This is a genomic window from Jannaschia sp. M317, from assembly GCF_025141175.1.
Taxonomy (GTDB): domain Bacteria; phylum Pseudomonadota; class Alphaproteobacteria; order Rhodobacterales; family Rhodobacteraceae; genus Jannaschia.
Genome location: NZ_CP081155.1, coordinates 500,312 through 515,527 on the forward strand (window position 1 = coordinate 500,312; position 15,216 = coordinate 515,527).

Here is a 15,216-nt window from a genome sequence, read left to right on the forward strand (position 1 = left end):
CATCTAGGCGATGGACGGCACATTGCAAAGGTTTCTCGGCCAGGGTGCGACCGTGCTGCGCGACGCGCTGTATCCCCAAACCTGCGTTCTATGTGACGAACGGGTGGAAGAGGCCCATGGCCTTTGCCCTGCCTGCTGGTCGGAAACGCCGTTTGTGGCCGGGGCGGCCTGTGACCTGTGCGGGGTGCCTTTGCCGGGGGCGGGGGATGGCCATGCGGACCGCTGCGACGACTGCATGACCCACGCGCGACCCTGGGACGAAGGGCGCGCGGTCCTATCCTATACCGGGGGCGCGCGGCGAATGGTGCTTGCGCTGAAACATGGCGACCGAACGGAACTGGCCGAGGCGGGGGCCCGATGGATGCTGCGCCGGGCGCGCGATCTGCTGTCGGATCAGACCGTCTTCGTTCCCGTCCCGATCCACCGCTGGCGGTTGTTGAAACGACGCTACAACCAATCCGCCCTGATCGCCCGCCGACTCGGCCTGCTGACCGGCGGCGACTTTGCGCCCCAGGCGTTGATCCGGCACCGCCAGACGGCCAGCCTGGACCACCGCAGCAACGTGGAACGCTTCGCAGAACTGGAGGGCGCGATTTCCGCCGGGGTGGACGACCTGTCGGGCCGACACGTGGCATTGGTGGACGATGTGATGACGTCGGGCGCGACATTGGCGGCCTGCGCCGACGTTCTGCGCCGCAGCGGCGTATCACGGATCACGGTGCTTCTGCTCGCACGCGTTGCGAAGGACCGCTAGGGGCATATATATCGGGGCCAACCTTTCAAAGGATCCCAAGATGAAGCCCGTCGAAGTCTATACCCAGCCGCTTTGCGGTTTCTGCACCGCCGCACTGCGCCTTCTGGCCAGCAAGGGGGCCCAGATCACCGAGATCGATACCGCGCGCCAGCCCGGCAAACGCGCCGAGATGATCCAGCGCGCCAATGGCAAGCGGACGACCCCGCAGATCTTTATCGGCGACACCCATGTCGGCGGCTGTGACGACCTTTACGCGCTGCAGGACGCAGGCAAGCTCGACGCGCTGCTGCGGGCCTGATGCGTCTCGGCCTTCTGCAACTGACGTCTTCGGACGATCCGGCTGCGAACCTCGACGAGGTTCGCAGCCTGTTGTCGGCGGCCAAGGCCGAAGGGGCAGAGTTCGTTGCCACCCCCGAGGTCACCAATTGCCTGTCGTCGGACCGCGCCCACCAACGCGCCGTCCTGATGCCCGAGGCGCGCGATCCGACGCTTGCCGCGCTGCGCGCCGATGCCAGGACCCATGGTCTCTGGCTGCTGATCGGGTCACTGGCCCTGCGCACGGCGGATCCGCAGGGCCGTTTTGCCAATCGGTCGATCCTGATCGACCCGGACGGCAGGATCGTCGCCCGCTATGACAAGATCCACATGTTCGACGTGGACGTCACCGCCGAAGAAACCTATCGCGAATCGGCCGGATATCGTCCCGGTGCCCGCGCCACCCTGGCAGAAACGCCCTGGGGCAAATTGGGCATGACGGTCTGCTACGACATCCGCTTTCCGATGCTTTACCGGCGGCTGGCGCAGGCCGGGGCGTCATTTCTGACGGTGCCCGCCGCCTTTTCGCCGGTGACCGGCGCCGCTCATTGGGAGGTTCTGCTGCGCGCCCGCGCGATCGAAACCGGGTGTTTCATCATCGCCCCCGCCCAGACCGGCCTGCACGCGGCCTCGGTTGGCAAGGCGCGGCGCACCCACGGACATTCCATGGTCGTCGCACCCTGGGGCGAGGTGCTGCTGGATGCGGGCGAAGACCCCGGACTTTACGTCGGCGACATCGACCCGGCAGAGGTGACGAAGGCGCGCGCGCGCGTCCCCTCCTACCAGGCCGAACCCGGCTGGGACGGCCCATGACAGACGAGATCGAACGCCTCGCCACGGCGCTCTTTTCGGAGATGTTGACCGCGGATCAACTGATCCGCGCCCGGCTCAGCCGCGCCCTGCCCAAGGGGATGGAGCTGAGCCATTTCGTCGTTCTGAACTATCTTTCGGAACACCGCGACGAACGGACCCCCGCCGAACTGGCCCGCATCTTTCACGTCACCCGCGGGGCGATGACCAACACGCTGACCAAACTGCAATGGGCGGGACATGTCCACGTCCGACCTGACTGGGACGATGCACGGCGCAAGCGGGTCGCGATTTCGGGCGCGGGCATCAAGGCACGGGACGCCGCGCTCAGCGTGATCCGCCCCATCCTCGGGGATGCCGTGGCCGAGTTGGGAACCGGCCCCGTGCGCGCCGCAATCCCGGTGCTGCGCGCGATGCGGCAAAGGTTCTCGGAACCCGACAGCTAGGACAGCGGGCCGAAACCCTGCCCCGCCTCCGACCGCGAAATGCGTCAGTCCAGCCGTCGCACCATCAGTTGATTGCCTTCCATCCGCGTTTCCAGCCGTTTGATTTCACGCACCAGGTCCGACAGCTTGCGCTTGCCATAGGTGCGGGTATCAAAATCGGTGACTTCGGCCACGATCTGACTGCCCAGCGCGCCCAGCGCGTACCAGTCGTCATCCTGGTCCATCCGCTCCATCGCGCGCAGGATCAGCGGCAGGGCATCATGGGGTTTCTTCTTGTCGGACGGGGTTCCAGACGATTTCGCCTCTGGCTCGTCCAGCAGGTTTTCGATCTGGATGAACCGGTTACAGACCTTGCGCAGGCTTTCGGGGGCCTTGCCCTCGCCGATGCCGATGACGTCCAGCCCCTCTTCGCGGATGCGCGAGGCAAGCCGGGTAAAGTCGCTGTCCGACGACACCAGCACGAAACCATCGAACCGGCCCGAATGCAGGATGTCCATCGCGTCGATCACCAGCCCGATGTCCGAGGCATTCTTGCCCTTGGTGTTGGCGGTTTCCTGATGCGCCACCAGACCCAATTGCAAAACCTTGTCCGCCCAGGTCCGCAGATGCCCGCCGGACCAATCGCCATAGACCCGGCGCAGGGCAGGCTCTCCCAGGCCGGTGATCTCCTTCATGATCGCCTCGGCGTATTTGGCCGGGATATTGTCGGCGTCGACAAGAACGGCAAGCAGGGGGCGGTCACGTTCGGGCATGGGGGTCCTCGCGGGGTTCGGATGATGCAACCGCCATAGCCGCCGTGGCGGCGCGATCACAAGGTGTCGTTACAGGGCGCGATAGAGGATCAGGGCATCGACCGGGCCGTCGGTCGGATGGTCGAACGCCTGAGGCACGCGGCCGACCATCTCGAAGCCCGCGCGCGTCCAAGCATCGATGGCGCGCGTATTGGTCGCCACCACGAAGTTGAAGACCATGCCGCAAAAGCCCAGCGCCCGCGCCCGGTCCAACGCGTGCTCCAGCATGGCGCGCGCGACGCCCTGCCCCCGTGCGGCAGGGGCCGTGACGAAGCCACAGTTGCAAAGGCGCGCGCCGCCGCCCTTGGCGTTCTCGCGGATATAGAAGGTGCCAACGGGCGCATCGTCCAGACGGGCCAGGTAGCAGCGTTCCGCCAGCCAATAGGTCAGCGCCGCCGCGCGGTCGATGCCGCTGTCGACGGCATAGGTGTCGCCCGCACGGAACACGGGCTCCAGCATCGACCAGATCGCGTCGTCGGCCTCTCCGGGCGCGACCTCCTCTATGTGGACGCTGGCGCTCAATAGAGGACGACGCTGCGGATACTTTCGCCCGCATGCATCAGGTCGAAGCCCTTGTTGATGTCCGACAGCGGCATGGTGTGGGTGATCATCGGGTCGATCTCGATCTTGCCGTCCATGTACCAATCGACGATCTTCGGCACATCCGTCCGCCCCCGTGCGCCCCCGAAGGCCGTGCCCCGCCAGACGCGGCCGGTGACCAGCTGGAAGGGACGGGTGCTGATCTCGGCGCCCGCCGGTGCCACGCCGATGATGACGCTTTCGCCCCATCCCTTGTGCGCGCATTCCAGCGCAGTGCGCATCACCCCCACGTTGCCGGTGGCGTCGAAGGTATAGTCCGCGCCACCCTTGGTCAGGTTCACGAGGTAGGGGACCAAGTCGCCCTCGACCTCCGAAGGGTTGACGAAATCGGTCATGCCGAAGCGGGTCGCCATCTCGATCTTGGAGGGATTGAGATCCACCCCCACGATCTGATCGGCACCCGCCAGACGCAGTCCCTGGATCACATTCAAGCCGATCCCGCCCAGACCGAAGACGATCGCGCGCGACCCGATTTCGACCTTGGCGGTGTTGATCACCGCGCCGATGCCCGTGGTCACGCCGCAACCGATGTAGCAGATCTTGTCGAAGGGCGCGTCTTCGCGGACCTTGGCCAGGGCGATTTCCGGCAGGACGGAATGCTGCGCAAAGGTCGAGCAGCCCATGTAGTGCAGGATCGGATCGCCATCGAGGGTCGAAAACCGCGACGTGCCATCGGGCATCAGGCCCGCGCCCTGGGTTGTGCGGATCGACTGGCAGAGGTTGGTCTTGGGGTTCAGGCAGTATTCGCATTCCCGACACTCGGGCGTGTAAAGCGGGATGACGTGATCGCCCGGCTTGAGCGAGGTGACGCCTGCGCCCACCTCTACCACGACGCCTGCGCCTTCGTGGCCCAGGATCGCGGGGAACAGCCCCTCGGGGTCGGCCCCCGACAGGGTGAACTCATCGGTGTGGCAAATGCCGGTGGCCTTCATTTCGACCAGGACTTCGCCCGCACGGGGACCGTCGAGGTTCACCTCCATCACTTCGAGCGGTTTGCCTGCGGCGATGGCGACGGCGGCTTTGGTGCGCATGGGATCCTCCTGGTTGTTGCGGCGGAAAGTGACCGGTTCCGCGCGGGCACGCAACCCGGCCATGACCTGCCTTCGCCCGAGACCTTCTGACGTGACGGCAACGGCTCAGCCGCGCCGGAACGCCTCGAAGGTGGCGCGGATCCCGGCCTCTGGCGTGACCGACGGATAGTCGCCCAGCAATCCCCGGATCGGTCCGTCGTCCAGATCGGGCGGCACCGGCAGGGGCGTGCCGGTCGTCGTGATGCGGTGACCGGGGACCAGATCCGACAGGATGGCCAGCCCCGCCTCCACCGTCATCGTGCTGCCGTTCAGGTCGAAGACGGGCGCGCCGTCCCCGTCCCGGCAGATCGCCGCCACGAAGGCCGAAGCGCATTCCCCGGCATAAAGCCAGCTGAGCGCACCGCCATAGGGCACCTCGAACGCCGCGCCCTGCACCGCATGGGCGATGGCCGTGGTGAAGGCAGAGGTCATGCCCTGATCGCGGGCCACCCCATAGACCACGTTCGGACGGATCCCTACCGACGGCACGCTCCAATCCAGCCAATAGACCTGCGCCGTGTATTCGTTGGCCAGTTTGTACGCCCCATACAGCGTCGAGATCACCGGCCCGCCCGGCGGCATCCCGTGCACGGCGGTCGAACTGGCATAGGCCAGCCGCTTCAGTCCCAGCCTGCGCGCGGCTTCCAGGATGTTGATCGTGCCCTCGACGTTGACCCGTGCGCCCATCGCCGGATCGGCCTTGCAGAACGGGATCTGCAAACCGGCCAGGTGGATGATCGCCCGGATGCCATGTCGATCACAGATCGCATTCAAGGACCCTGCGTCGGTCACGTCGCAGGTTTCCCACGTCAGGGCCTCCGCGCGCCCTGTGCCCATCACCTGCGCGACGCGTGCCCTGTCGTCGCGCAGATCGCAGGCCACCACCGTCACGCCGGACCGCGACAGGATCGACACCACCCAGGCCCCGATGCAGCCACCCGCGCCCGTGACCAGCACCGGGCCATCGACCCGAGTGCCGTCGATCAGAAAACTATCGGTCAAGTCGTCCATGGCGTGCCCTCCCTTGCCTGCCGCAGGATCACGGTCGCGCGCTGCAGGCATCCTGTCCAGTACAAGCCGCCCTTGCATCCTGCGGCCGACTCCCCTATGTGCCTCTCAACAGCGGCGGCCTTCGGGCCCCACCGGGAAATTCCAACGGGCCGCGGGCCCGTTTTTTTGTGCCCGTGCGCCGCGAGACCAGAACTGGATGTCATGTCGGACCTGATTGCCAAGACCGCGCTGGACAAGCGCCTCGCTGAGATCGTCAGCCCTGTCATCGAAGACATGGGCTATGAGCTGGTGCGCCTTCGGTTGATGACCGGCAAGAACGCCACGCTTCAGATCATGGCCGACCTGCCCGAAGGCGGGATCGAGGTCGACGCCCTGGCCGAGATTTCGACCGCGCTGTCGGCCACGCTGGATGTCGAGGATCCGATCACCGAGGAATACACGCTGGAGGTTTCCAGCCCCGGCATCGACCGTCCGCTGACCCGGCTGAAGGACTTCGCGGTCTGGGCCGATTACGAGGCCCGGATCGAGACCGAGAACCTGATCGACGGACAGCGCCGGTTCAAGGGCTGGCTGCGCGGGGTGGAGGACGACGAGGTCCTGATCGAGATCGAGCAGGGCACCGAGACACCCACCATCGGGCTGAAATTCGACTGGCTGAGCGACGCCAAGCTGATCCTCACGGACGAATTGATCCGCGAAGTGCTGAAGAACCGCAAGGACAAGGGTCAGATCGACGAGACCCAATTCGACGAAGTAGAGACACTCATGGACGGTGAGGAAGACTGAGATGGCCATCACATCCGCAAACCAGCTGGAGCTGCTCCAGATTGCCGACGCGGTCGCCCGCGAAAAGATGATCGACCCCGGCCTCGTGATCGAGGCCATGGAAGAGAGTCTCGCCCGCGCCGCCAAGAGCCGCTACGGCTCCGAGATGAACATCCACGTGTCCATCGACCGCAAGACCGGTCAGGCCACCTTCACCCGCGTCCGCACCGTCGTGGACGAAGAGGTGCTGGAAAACGAAAAGGCGGAATTCACGGCCAAGACTGCCGCGGAATATGTCGCCGCCCAGGGGCGCGACATCTATGTGACCACCCGCAAGGTGCCGATCTACGGCGAAGAGGGTGAGCAGACCGGCACCCGCGAAGTGCGCGTCTTCAACCTGCGCAAGCCGTCCGAGATTGACCGCAAGCTGTCCGAAGGCGTCGATCAGGACACCGCGCCGCAGCTGGGTGACCAACTGGCCGACGTGGTGCCCCCGGTCGACATGGGCCGGATCGCCGCGCAATCCGCCAAGCAGGTCATCCTGCAAAAAGTCCGCGAGGCCGAGCGGGACCGCCAGTACGAGGAATTCAAGGACCGTGCCGGGACCATCATCAACGGTCTCGTCAAGCGCGAGGAATACGGCAACATCATCGTCGATATCGGTGCCGGCGAAGCCGTTCTGCGCCGCAACGAAAAAATCGGCCGCGAAAGCTATCGCCCCGGCGACCGCATCCGCGTCTACATCAAGGACGTGCGCCGCGAACAGCGTGGGCCGCAGATCTTCCTGTCGCGTACCGCGCCTGAGTTCATGAAAAAGCTGTTCGAGATGGAAGTGCCAGAGATTTACGACGGCGTCATCGAGATCAAGGCCTGCGCCCGTGATCCGGGATCGCGCGCCAAGATCGCGGTCATCTCCTACGACAACTCCATCGACCCTGTCGGTGCCTGCGTCGGTATGCGCGGCTCGCGCGTGCAGGCCGTCGTCAACGAGCTGCAGGGCGAGAAGATCGACATCATCCCGTGGAACGAAGACGCGCCGACCTTCCTGGTCAACGCGCTGCAACCCGCCGAGGTGTCCAAGGTCGTTCTGGACGAAGAGGCAGAGCGCATCGAGGTCGTCGTCCCCGAGGAACAGCTGTCGCTGGCCATCGGTCGTCGCGGCCAGAACGTGCGTCTGGCCAGCCAGCTGACCGGTCTCGACATCGACATCCTGACCGAGGAAGAAGAATCGAAGCGCCGCCAGGCCGAGTTCGAGCTGCGCACCAAGCTGTTCATGGACACGCTGGACCTGGACGAGTTCTTTGCCCAGCTGCTCGTCTCCGAGGGCTTCACCAACCTCGAAGAGGTCGCCTATGTCGAGCAGGACGAACTGCTGGTCATCGACGGCGTCGACGAAGGAACGGCGGACGAGCTTCAGGCCCGCGCCCGCGACTACCTCGAAGAGCAGAACAAGAAAGCCCTGGAAGCCGCCCGCGAGGCCGGTCTGCAGGACGATCTGGCCGGGTTCGAGGGTCTGACCCCGCAGATGCTGGAGGCGTTGACCGCCGATGGCATCACCACGCTGGAAGAATTCGCGACCTGCGCCGACTGGGAACTGGCCGGCGGCTGGACCACCGAAGGCGGCGAACGTGTGAAGGACGACGGCCTGCTGGAGAAATTCGACGTCTCGTTGGAGGAGGCTCAGGACATGATCATGACCGCCCGCGTGATGCTGGGCTGGGTGACCCCCGAAGATGCGCTTGGTTCCTCTGACGAGGATGCCGAGCCCGCCGCCGAGGAGGCCGGGGCGTGATCGCCCCGGATTTTTCCCCTGACGCGCGGCGGCAGAGACAAAAATCGCGACGAGCCTGATCGTCGCTGCATCGTAACCGGAGAGGTTGGGCCCAAGGCGGGCCTGATCCGATTCGTCGTCGGACCCGACGATGCGATCTATCCTGACATCACCGGCAAACTGCCGGGGCGGGGCATTTATGTCACCGCCGAGCGTGAGGTCTTGGAAAAGGCCATCGAAAAGCGCATATTCTCCCGCGGGGCGAAACGGCAGGTTGCCGTGCCCGACGGGCTGATCGACCTGATCGAAGCCGGAACCCTGAAGCGGTTGCAGGATGCCATCGGCATGGCCCGCAAGGCCGGTAAGGCCATCGCGGGCTACGAAAAGGTCAAGATCATGTTGGACCGGGGCGAGGCGCAGGTCTTGCTCCAGGCGTCCGACGGATCGGAACGCGGCAAGGGCAAACTGTCCACGCCACAAGGTGGCAAATGGATCGGTTTTCTGACCGCGGATGAGCTGGGCCTCGCCTTTGGCCGGGACCGGGTCATCCACGCGGCGGTGGCCGCTGGCACCTTGGCACGACGTATTGTAGAGGAAGCCGCAAGGCTTCAGGGCATCAGACAGAACAACGGCGGCAAACCGGCTGCCGAGAAGGATATCGGGAACGCATGAGCGATACTGACGGAAAGAAACCCCTCGGCCTCTCCGGAGGCGCGCGGAGCGGCCAGGTAAAGCAGAGCTTTGCACGGGGTCGCACCAAGAGCGTGGTCGTGGAGACCAAGCGTAAACGTGTGCAGGTCCCCAAGCCGCAGGCGCAGTCCGCGGCTGCGGTCAACGCACAAGGTGGCAAGGCCAGCGGCACGACCGACGCCGAAATGGATCGCCGCCTGCGCGCGCTTCAGGCCGCCAAAGCCCGCGAGGCCGAAGACGCGGAGCGTCGCGCCGCCGAAGAGCGGGAGCGCGAAGAAGCCCGCGCCCGTCGTCGCGAAGAGATCGAGACGAAGGAACGCGAAGAGCGGGAGCGCGAAGAGCTGCTCAAGCAGAAGGCTGAAGAAGATGCGCGCCGCAAGCGCGAGGCCGAAGAAGCCAAGAACCGCCCGGCACCCGCCCCGGCCGCCGAAGCCGATGCGCCGAAATCCGACGCCCCCGCGCGCCAGCGGAACCTGGGCCCCGATGCCCGCCCCGGTGGCGGCAACGATGCCAAGCGCAAGCGCGACGACGACAGCGGCAAGCCGCGTGGCGGCGAACGCCGTGGCGGCAAGCTGACCGTCAACCAGGCTCTGGCCGGTGGCGAAGGCGGGCGCCAACGCTCGCTCGCGTCCATGCGCCGCAAGCAGGAGCGTCAGCGCAAGGGCGGCGGCGGCGGCTCTCAGAACCAGGAAAAGGTGGCCCGTACCGTGCAGCTGCCCGAGACGATCGTCGTCTCGGAACTGGCCAACCGCATGACCGAACGGGTTGCGGCCGTGGTCAAGGCGCTGATGCAGAACGGCATGATGGTCACCCAGAACCAGGTGATCGACGCCGACACCGCCGAGCTGATCATCGAGGAATTTGGCCACAAGGTGCAGCGCGTCTCCGAAGCGGACGTCGAACAAGCCATCGAGGTCGAAGCCGACAAGGACGAGGACCTGAAGGACCGCGCCCCCGTCATCACGATCATGGGCCACGTCGACCACGGCAAGACCTCGCTTCTGGACGCGATCCGCAAGACCAAGGTCGTGTCGGGCGAGGCCGGTGGCATCACCCAGCATATCGGGGCCTATCAGGTCGAAACCAACGGCACCAAACTGTCCTTCCTGGACACGCCGGGCCACGCGGCCTTTACCTCCATGCGGGCCCGTGGCGCGCAGGTGACGGATATTGTGGTTCTGGTCGTGGCCGCCGATGACGCGGTCATGCCCCAGACGATCGAGGCCATCCATCACGCCAAGGCGGCAGGCGTTCCGATGATCGTCGCGATCAACAAGATCGATCTGCCCGCCGCCGACGCCAACCGCGTTCGCACGGACCTGCTGCAGCACGAAGTCATCGTCGAAGCGATGTCTGGTGAGGTTCAGGACGTCGAAGTGTCGGCCGCGACCGGTCAGGGCCTGGATCAACTGCTGGAGGCCATCGCGCTTCAGGCCGAGATCCTGGAGCTGAAGGCAAACCCAGACCGCGCTGCACAAGGTGCTGTTATCGAAGCACAACTGGACGTTGGTCGCGGTCCCGTGGCCACCGTTCTGGTGCAGAACGGCACGTTGCGCCGGGGCGACATCTTTGTCGTGGGCGAGCAGTGGGGCAAGGTCCGCGCGCTGGTCAATGACCAGGGTGACCGCGTCAACGAGGCCGGTCCGTCCGTCCCCGTCGAGGTGCTGGGCCTGAACGGCACGCCGGAGGCCGGCGACGTTCTGAACGTTGTGAAGACCGAAGCCGAAGCGCGCGAGATCGCAGAGTACCGCGAGCAAGCCGCCAAGGACAAACGCGCCGCTGCGGGTGCCGCCACGACGCTGGATCAGCTGCTGGCGAACGCCAAAGCCGACGAAAGCGTGTCGGAGCTGCCGATCCTGGTGAAAGCCGACGTGCAGGGGTCTGCCGAGGCGATCATTCAGGCGATGGAAAAGATCGGCAACGATGAAGTACGCGTCCGCGTGCTGCACTCGGGCGTCGGTGCCATCACCGAATCCGACATCACCCTGGCCGAAGCTTCGGGCGCGCCGGTTATCGGCTTCAACGTCCGGGCCAACGCGCCCGCAAGGGCCGCGGCCAACCAGAAAGGCGTGGAAATCCGTTACTATTCCGTCATCTACGACCTTGTGGATGATGTGAAGGCGGCGGCGTCGGGCCTGTTGTCGGCAGAGGTTCGCGAGAACTTCATCGGCTACGCAGAGATCCGCGAGACGTTCCGCGTCACCGGAATCGGCAATGTTGCCGGTTGCCTGGTGACCGAGGGCGTCGCGCGTCGCTCGGCGGGTGTGCGCCTGCTGCGGGACAACACCGTGATCCACGAAGGCACGCTGAAAACGCTCAAGCGCTTCAAGGACGAGGTGAAGGAAGTGCAGTCCGGTCAGGAATGCGGCATGGCCTTCGAGAACTACGACGACATCCGCAAGGGCGACGTCATCGAGATCTTCGAGCGCGAAGAGGTCGAGCGTTCGCTCGCCTGATCCGACATCGGAAATTCACGGATTGGGGCCCTTTCGGGGGCCCCTTTTTACGTTTTGGGGGAAAACTCCGGGCCCTGCGGTCACGCCCTACTTGGGCGGACGCGCCATGAAGATGGGGTGCGGCTCGAACGGCTTGCCCTTGATCGGCTCGGACGTGCTGGCGCGGGATATGGCCGGGGTCACGCGGCGCTTGGCCGGGCCGGGCACGGTCGAGCTGGGGGCATAGGTCGCGGGGGTCTCTTCGGGAGTGACGCGCGGTGCGGGGGCGCGGATCGGGGTGGGGCGTGACTGCATACGCAGCAGGCTCAGCACCTCCAACGTCAGACGCATGTGCACGCCCCGCAGCATCAGGCTGAGGCCCAGGGCGATCAGGAGCGCTGCGGGCAGCGCACGGGTTGCCAGCGCCCCTGGACCGGACGCCACGCCCTCCCCCTGCCCCAGAGCGAGAGCCGCTGCGAACAGTCCCCCTGCGACTGAGAGGACACCCACCGCGATGCCGAGCGCGGCAAAGCTGCGGGGTAGGCGGGCCTGTGTGGGGTCGGTCATCGGTTTGCTCCGGTGTTTTCCCCAGTGTTCGGAAAATCCCGAGTCGCGCCAATGAAAAAGGCCGCCCCCGATGGGAGCGGCCCGATTTCTGCCGATGGTGCCTTAGACCTAGGCGGTTTCCCGCGGGCCCTTGCCTTTGACCGGCGCCCAGATGCGCTTGTTGGTCAGATACAGCAGGACCGACAGGACCAGCAGCATCAGAACGGCGGTAAAGCCCATCTGCTTGCGCGCGGCCAGCTTCGGCTCTGCGGACCACATCAGGAAGGCCGAGACATCGACGGCGATGTTCTCGATATCGGTGGGGGCACCGTCGTCATATTCGACATCGTCGCCGTAGATCGGCGGCGCCATGGAAATCCAGCCCCCCGGAAAGGCGGTGTTCTCATAGAGAACCGTGCCCGCCTGTTCCTTTTCCTCGCCAGTGTAACCCAGCAGCAGGGAAGCGATGTATTCCGGGCCGCCCATACCGTTGACGAACTGGTTGATACCCAGGTTCGCCGGACCGTGGAAACCGGCACGTGCCTTGGCCATCAACGACAGGTCGGGGGCCCCGACCGAGTTGTTGGCCGGGAAGGGATCGGTCCATTCCATCGGGCGCAGACCGTCGATCGACGGATCATAGAGGTGACGGTTCGCGGTTTCGTCCGCAACGAAGATCTCGTTGGCGACATAGGCTTTGGCCTGCGCCTCGGAGAAGCCGACGCCCCCCTCGTCCGCAAGCGTCCGCAGCGGCACGAACTTCAGCCCGTGACAGCCGGCGCAAACCTGAGTGTAGACCTTGAGCCCGCGTTGCAGCTGGTTCTGGTCATAGGTGCCGAACGGCCCCTCGAACGGGAAGTCGAAATCCTCGACGTGGCCCGCCCCCCCGGCGGCCAGAGCCGCCGAGGTGGAGAATGCCAGGACGGCGAGGGTCTTGGTGATGATACGCATCTGTCTGTCCCTCATTCGGCCGGAGTTGCGGATTTTTCAGCGGACGCATCCGCATCCTTGCCGCCGTAGTGCGATTTGAAATCTTCTTCGATGGTCGCGGGCCGAGGCAGCGGCTTCTCGGTGACGCCGAGCAACGGCAGGATCACCAGGAAGTACGCGAACCAATAGGCCGAAGCGATCAGCGAGATGGAGGCCCAAGGCTCCTCTGCGGGCATGGCACCCAGCCACATCAGCAGGAAGAAATCGAGGACCAACAGCCAGAACCAGAACTTGAACCGCGGACGATAGCGACCCGAGCGAACCGACGACGTGTCGAGCCAGGGGGCGAACGCCATGATGGCGATGGCGCCGAACATGGCCAGCACGCCGAAGAACTTGGCGTCGATGATGCCGCCGGTGATCCAGCTGGCCCCGATGACGACCCAGACGTCCGCCGTGAAGGCGCGCAGGATCGCGTAGAACGGCAGGAAGTACCATTCGGGCACGATGTGCGCCGGCGTCGCCAGCGGGTTCGCCTCGATGTAGTTGTCGGGGTGACCCAGGTAGTTGGGCATGAAGCCTACGATCGCAAAGAAGATCAGCAGCACGACCGCAAGCGCGAAGACGTCCTTGATCACGAAGTACGGCCAGAAGGGCAGCGTGTCGGCCTTGGCTTCGGCTTTCGACGTGCGGCGCACCTCGACCCCGGTGGGGTTGTTGTTGCCGGTCGTGTGGAACGCCCAGACGTGCACGATGGTCAGGCCCAGGATCAGGAAGGGCATCAGGTAGTGCAGCGAGAAGAAGCGGTTCAGCGTCGCATTGCCGACCGCCGGTCCACCCAGCAGCCAGGCCTGCAGCGCCTCGCCCACGAAGGGAATCGCGCCGAACAGGCCGGTGATCACAGTCGCACCCCAGAAGGACATCTGACCCCAGGGCAGAACGTAGCCCATGAATGCGGTGCCCATCATCAGCAGGTAGATGACGATGCCGATGATCCACGTGATCTCGCGCGGGGCCTTGTAGGACCCGTAGTAGAGGTTGCGGAAGATGTGGGCATAAACCGCCACAAAGAACAGCGACGCGCCGTTGGCGTGGATGTAGCGCAGGGCCCAGCCACCGTTGACGTTGCGCATGATGTGCTCGACCGAGGCAAAGGCCAGGTCGACCTGCGGGGTGTAGTGCATCACCAGGACGATGCCGGTGATGATCTGCATGACCAGGGTGAAGACCAGGATGATGCCCCAGATCCACATCCAGTTCAGGTTCTTGGGCGTGGGGATCATCAGGGTGTCATAGAGCAGCCCGACGATGGGCAGGCGCTTGTGAACCCAGGTTTCGGCTTTTGTGCCCGGCTCGTAATGGTCGTGGGGAATACCACTCATGGCGTCTCTCCTCAGCCCAGCTTGATGATGGTGCCGTCGAAGACGGCGGGCGGCACAGGCAGGTTGCGCGGCGCGGGGCCACGGCGGATCCGACCGGCGGTGTCATAGTGCGAGCCGTGGCAGGGACAGAACCAGCCACCGAAGTCGCCGGCCCCGTCACCCAGCGGCACGCAGCCGAGGTGCGTGCAGACGCCCATCATGACCAGCCATTCACCGTCTTCCGACAGGGCGCGGTTTTCGTCGGTCGCGGGGGCCGCGTCCTCGATGTTGGAATTGTAGGCCAGCGGATCGGGCAGATCGCCCAGATCGACGGCACGTCCGGCCTCGATTTCCTCGGGCGTGCGTCGGCGGATGAACACCGGCTTGCCCAGCCAGAGCGCGGTGATCTGCGATCCCGGCTCCACCTCGGAGACGTCGACGTCGATGGAGGCAAGCGCCTTCACGTCGGCGGAAGGGTTCATCTGGTTGACCAGTGGCCAGACCGCAGCCCCCGTCGCCACGATCCCCGCGCCAGCCGTGGCGTAGTAGAGAAAGTCGCGGCGGGTGCCTGTGTGATCGTCTGCATGTGACACTGAAGGCATCTCCCGTATCGGTGAGGCGTATCTGCCCCGTCCTTGAAATTCGCAAAGGCGCACCCAAGGCGCACCCGTATCGGTGCCTCTTAGCCCGAACGCGAGGCAAAGTGCCAGCGGACAATCGACCGCAGGGGGGCGGTTATCGCGCCAGTCGCATCAGGGCGACACTGCTCAGTGTCACGAAGGTAGAGGCGTTGCGCGCCAGGTCCACCCGTTCACGCAGGATCAAGGCCCCGGTCAGCACGGCAAAGACGATCGACGTCTCGCGTAGGGCGACCGCCAAGGCCAGCGGGACCAAGGTAAAGGCTTGGACACCAATGGCATA

Annotated in this window: 17 protein-coding genes; 8 read left to right on the forward strand and 9 right to left on the reverse strand. The window is 65.2% G+C overall.

Features of this window, described 5'->3' with window-relative positions:
• The first annotated feature begins 10 nt into the window (after nucleotides 1-10).
• The 4 genes from K3551_RS02625 to K3551_RS02640 are packed head-to-tail and all read left to right on the forward strand — an operon-like array spanning nucleotide 11 to nucleotide 2,325.
• Nucleotides 11-754 (forward strand): ComF family protein, encoded by a 744-nt coding sequence (locus K3551_RS02625; protein WP_259917449.1) that lies wholly within the window; start codon nucleotides 11-13, stop codon nucleotides 752-754.
• 40 nt (nucleotides 755-794) lie between these two features.
• The gene (gene grxC, locus K3551_RS02630; RefSeq protein ID WP_259917450.1) at nucleotides 795-1,052 is read left to right on the forward strand and encodes a glutaredoxin 3; all 258 of its coding nucleotides are present in this window, start codon (nucleotides 795-797) and stop codon (nucleotides 1,050-1,052) included.
• Nucleotides 1,052-1,882, forward strand: a complete 831-nt coding sequence (locus tag K3551_RS02635) for a carbon-nitrogen hydrolase family protein (RefSeq protein ID WP_259917451.1) — start codon at nucleotides 1,052-1,054, stop codon at nucleotides 1,880-1,882. The genes grxC and K3551_RS02635 overlap by 1 nt, the downstream gene beginning before the upstream one ends.
• Nucleotides 1,879-2,325 carry a MarR family winged helix-turn-helix transcriptional regulator gene (locus tag K3551_RS02640; RefSeq protein ID WP_259917454.1) on the forward strand — a complete coding sequence of 149 codons (447 nt, stop codon included), beginning with the start codon at nucleotides 1,879-1,881 and terminating at the stop codon, nucleotides 2,323-2,325. The genes K3551_RS02635 and K3551_RS02640 overlap by 4 nt, the downstream gene beginning before the upstream one ends.
• Nucleotides 2,326-2,369: 44 nt before the next feature.
• On the opposite strand, the gene K3551_RS02645 is transcribed toward K3551_RS02640, so the two are convergent.
• The 4 genes from K3551_RS02645 to K3551_RS02660 all read right to left on the reverse strand — a co-directional run bounded on the left by K3551_RS02645 (nucleotide 2,370) and on the right by K3551_RS02660 (nucleotide 5,797).
• Complete coding sequence (locus K3551_RS02645) at nucleotides 2,370-3,077, reverse strand: NYN domain-containing protein (RefSeq protein WP_259917456.1); 708 nt, start codon at nucleotides 3,075-3,077, stop codon at nucleotides 2,370-2,372.
• Nucleotides 3,078-3,146: 69 nt separating this feature from the next.
• The gene (locus tag K3551_RS02650; protein ID WP_311199754.1) at nucleotides 3,147-3,638 is read right to left on the reverse strand and encodes a GNAT family N-acetyltransferase; all 492 of its coding nucleotides are present in this window, start codon (nucleotides 3,636-3,638) and stop codon (nucleotides 3,147-3,149) included.
• A complete protein-coding gene (locus K3551_RS02655; RefSeq protein WP_259917458.1) occupies nucleotides 3,635-4,747 on the reverse strand; it encodes an S-(hydroxymethyl)glutathione dehydrogenase/class III alcohol dehydrogenase in 1,113 nt (370 codons plus the stop codon). Before K3551_RS02655 ends, K3551_RS02650 begins: the two co-directional genes overlap by 4 nt.
• 105 nt (nucleotides 4,748-4,852) lie before the next feature.
• Nucleotides 4,853-5,797 (reverse strand): NAD(P)-dependent oxidoreductase, encoded by a 945-nt coding sequence (locus K3551_RS02660; protein WP_259917459.1) that lies wholly within the window; start codon nucleotides 5,795-5,797, stop codon nucleotides 4,853-4,855.
• A 201-nt stretch (nucleotides 5,798-5,998) separates the two neighbouring features.
• Between K3551_RS02660 and rimP the strand changes: the two genes are divergently transcribed.
• From rimP to infB, 4 genes are read left to right on the forward strand one after another with little or no spacing between them, the layout of a single operon-like run.
• Nucleotides 5,999-6,583, forward strand: coding sequence for a ribosome maturation factor RimP (rimP, locus tag K3551_RS02665; RefSeq protein ID WP_259917461.1), 585 nt, complete (start codon nucleotides 5,999-6,001; stop codon nucleotides 6,581-6,583).
• A 1-nt stretch (nucleotide 6,584) separates the two neighbouring features.
• Complete coding sequence (nusA, locus tag K3551_RS02670) at nucleotides 6,585-8,354, forward strand: transcription termination factor NusA (protein WP_259917463.1); 1,770 nt, start codon at nucleotides 6,585-6,587, stop codon at nucleotides 8,352-8,354.
• Between the two features lie 18 nt (nucleotides 8,355-8,372).
• A complete protein-coding gene (locus K3551_RS02675; RefSeq protein WP_259919429.1) occupies nucleotides 8,373-9,005 on the forward strand; it encodes an RNA-binding protein in 633 nt (210 codons plus the stop codon).
• The gene (gene infB / locus K3551_RS02680; RefSeq protein ID WP_259917465.1) at nucleotides 9,002-11,479 is read left to right on the forward strand and encodes a translation initiation factor IF-2; all 2,478 of its coding nucleotides are present in this window, start codon (nucleotides 9,002-9,004) and stop codon (nucleotides 11,477-11,479) included. The genes K3551_RS02675 and infB overlap by 4 nt, the downstream gene beginning before the upstream one ends.
• Before the next feature lie 87 nt (nucleotides 11,480-11,566).
• Here infB and K3551_RS02685 read toward each other — a convergent pair whose 3' ends face one another.
• From K3551_RS02685 to K3551_RS02705, 5 genes are all read right to left on the reverse strand, one after another.
• Nucleotides 11,567-12,025, reverse strand: coding sequence for a hypothetical protein (locus K3551_RS02685; protein WP_259917468.1), 459 nt, complete (start codon nucleotides 12,023-12,025; stop codon nucleotides 11,567-11,569).
• 108 nt (nucleotides 12,026-12,133) lie between these two features.
• Nucleotides 12,134-12,955, reverse strand: coding sequence for a cytochrome c1 (locus K3551_RS02690; RefSeq protein WP_259917469.1), 822 nt, complete (start codon nucleotides 12,953-12,955; stop codon nucleotides 12,134-12,136).
• A gap of 11 nt (nucleotides 12,956-12,966) precedes the next feature.
• Nucleotides 12,967-14,316, reverse strand: a complete 1,350-nt coding sequence (locus K3551_RS02695; protein ID WP_259917470.1) for a cytochrome b N-terminal domain-containing protein — start codon at nucleotides 14,314-14,316, stop codon at nucleotides 12,967-12,969.
• Nucleotides 14,317-14,327: 11 nt separating this feature from the next.
• Nucleotides 14,328-14,888 carry a ubiquinol-cytochrome c reductase iron-sulfur subunit gene (petA, locus tag K3551_RS02700; protein ID WP_259917471.1) on the reverse strand — a complete coding sequence of 187 codons (561 nt, stop codon included), beginning with the start codon at nucleotides 14,886-14,888 and terminating at the stop codon, nucleotides 14,328-14,330.
• A gap of 142 nt (nucleotides 14,889-15,030) precedes the next feature.
• Nucleotides 15,031-15,189 (reverse strand): hypothetical protein, encoded by a 159-nt coding sequence (locus K3551_RS02705; protein WP_259917472.1) that lies wholly within the window; start codon nucleotides 15,187-15,189, stop codon nucleotides 15,031-15,033.
• Between the last annotated feature and the right edge of the window lie 27 nt (nucleotides 15,190-15,216).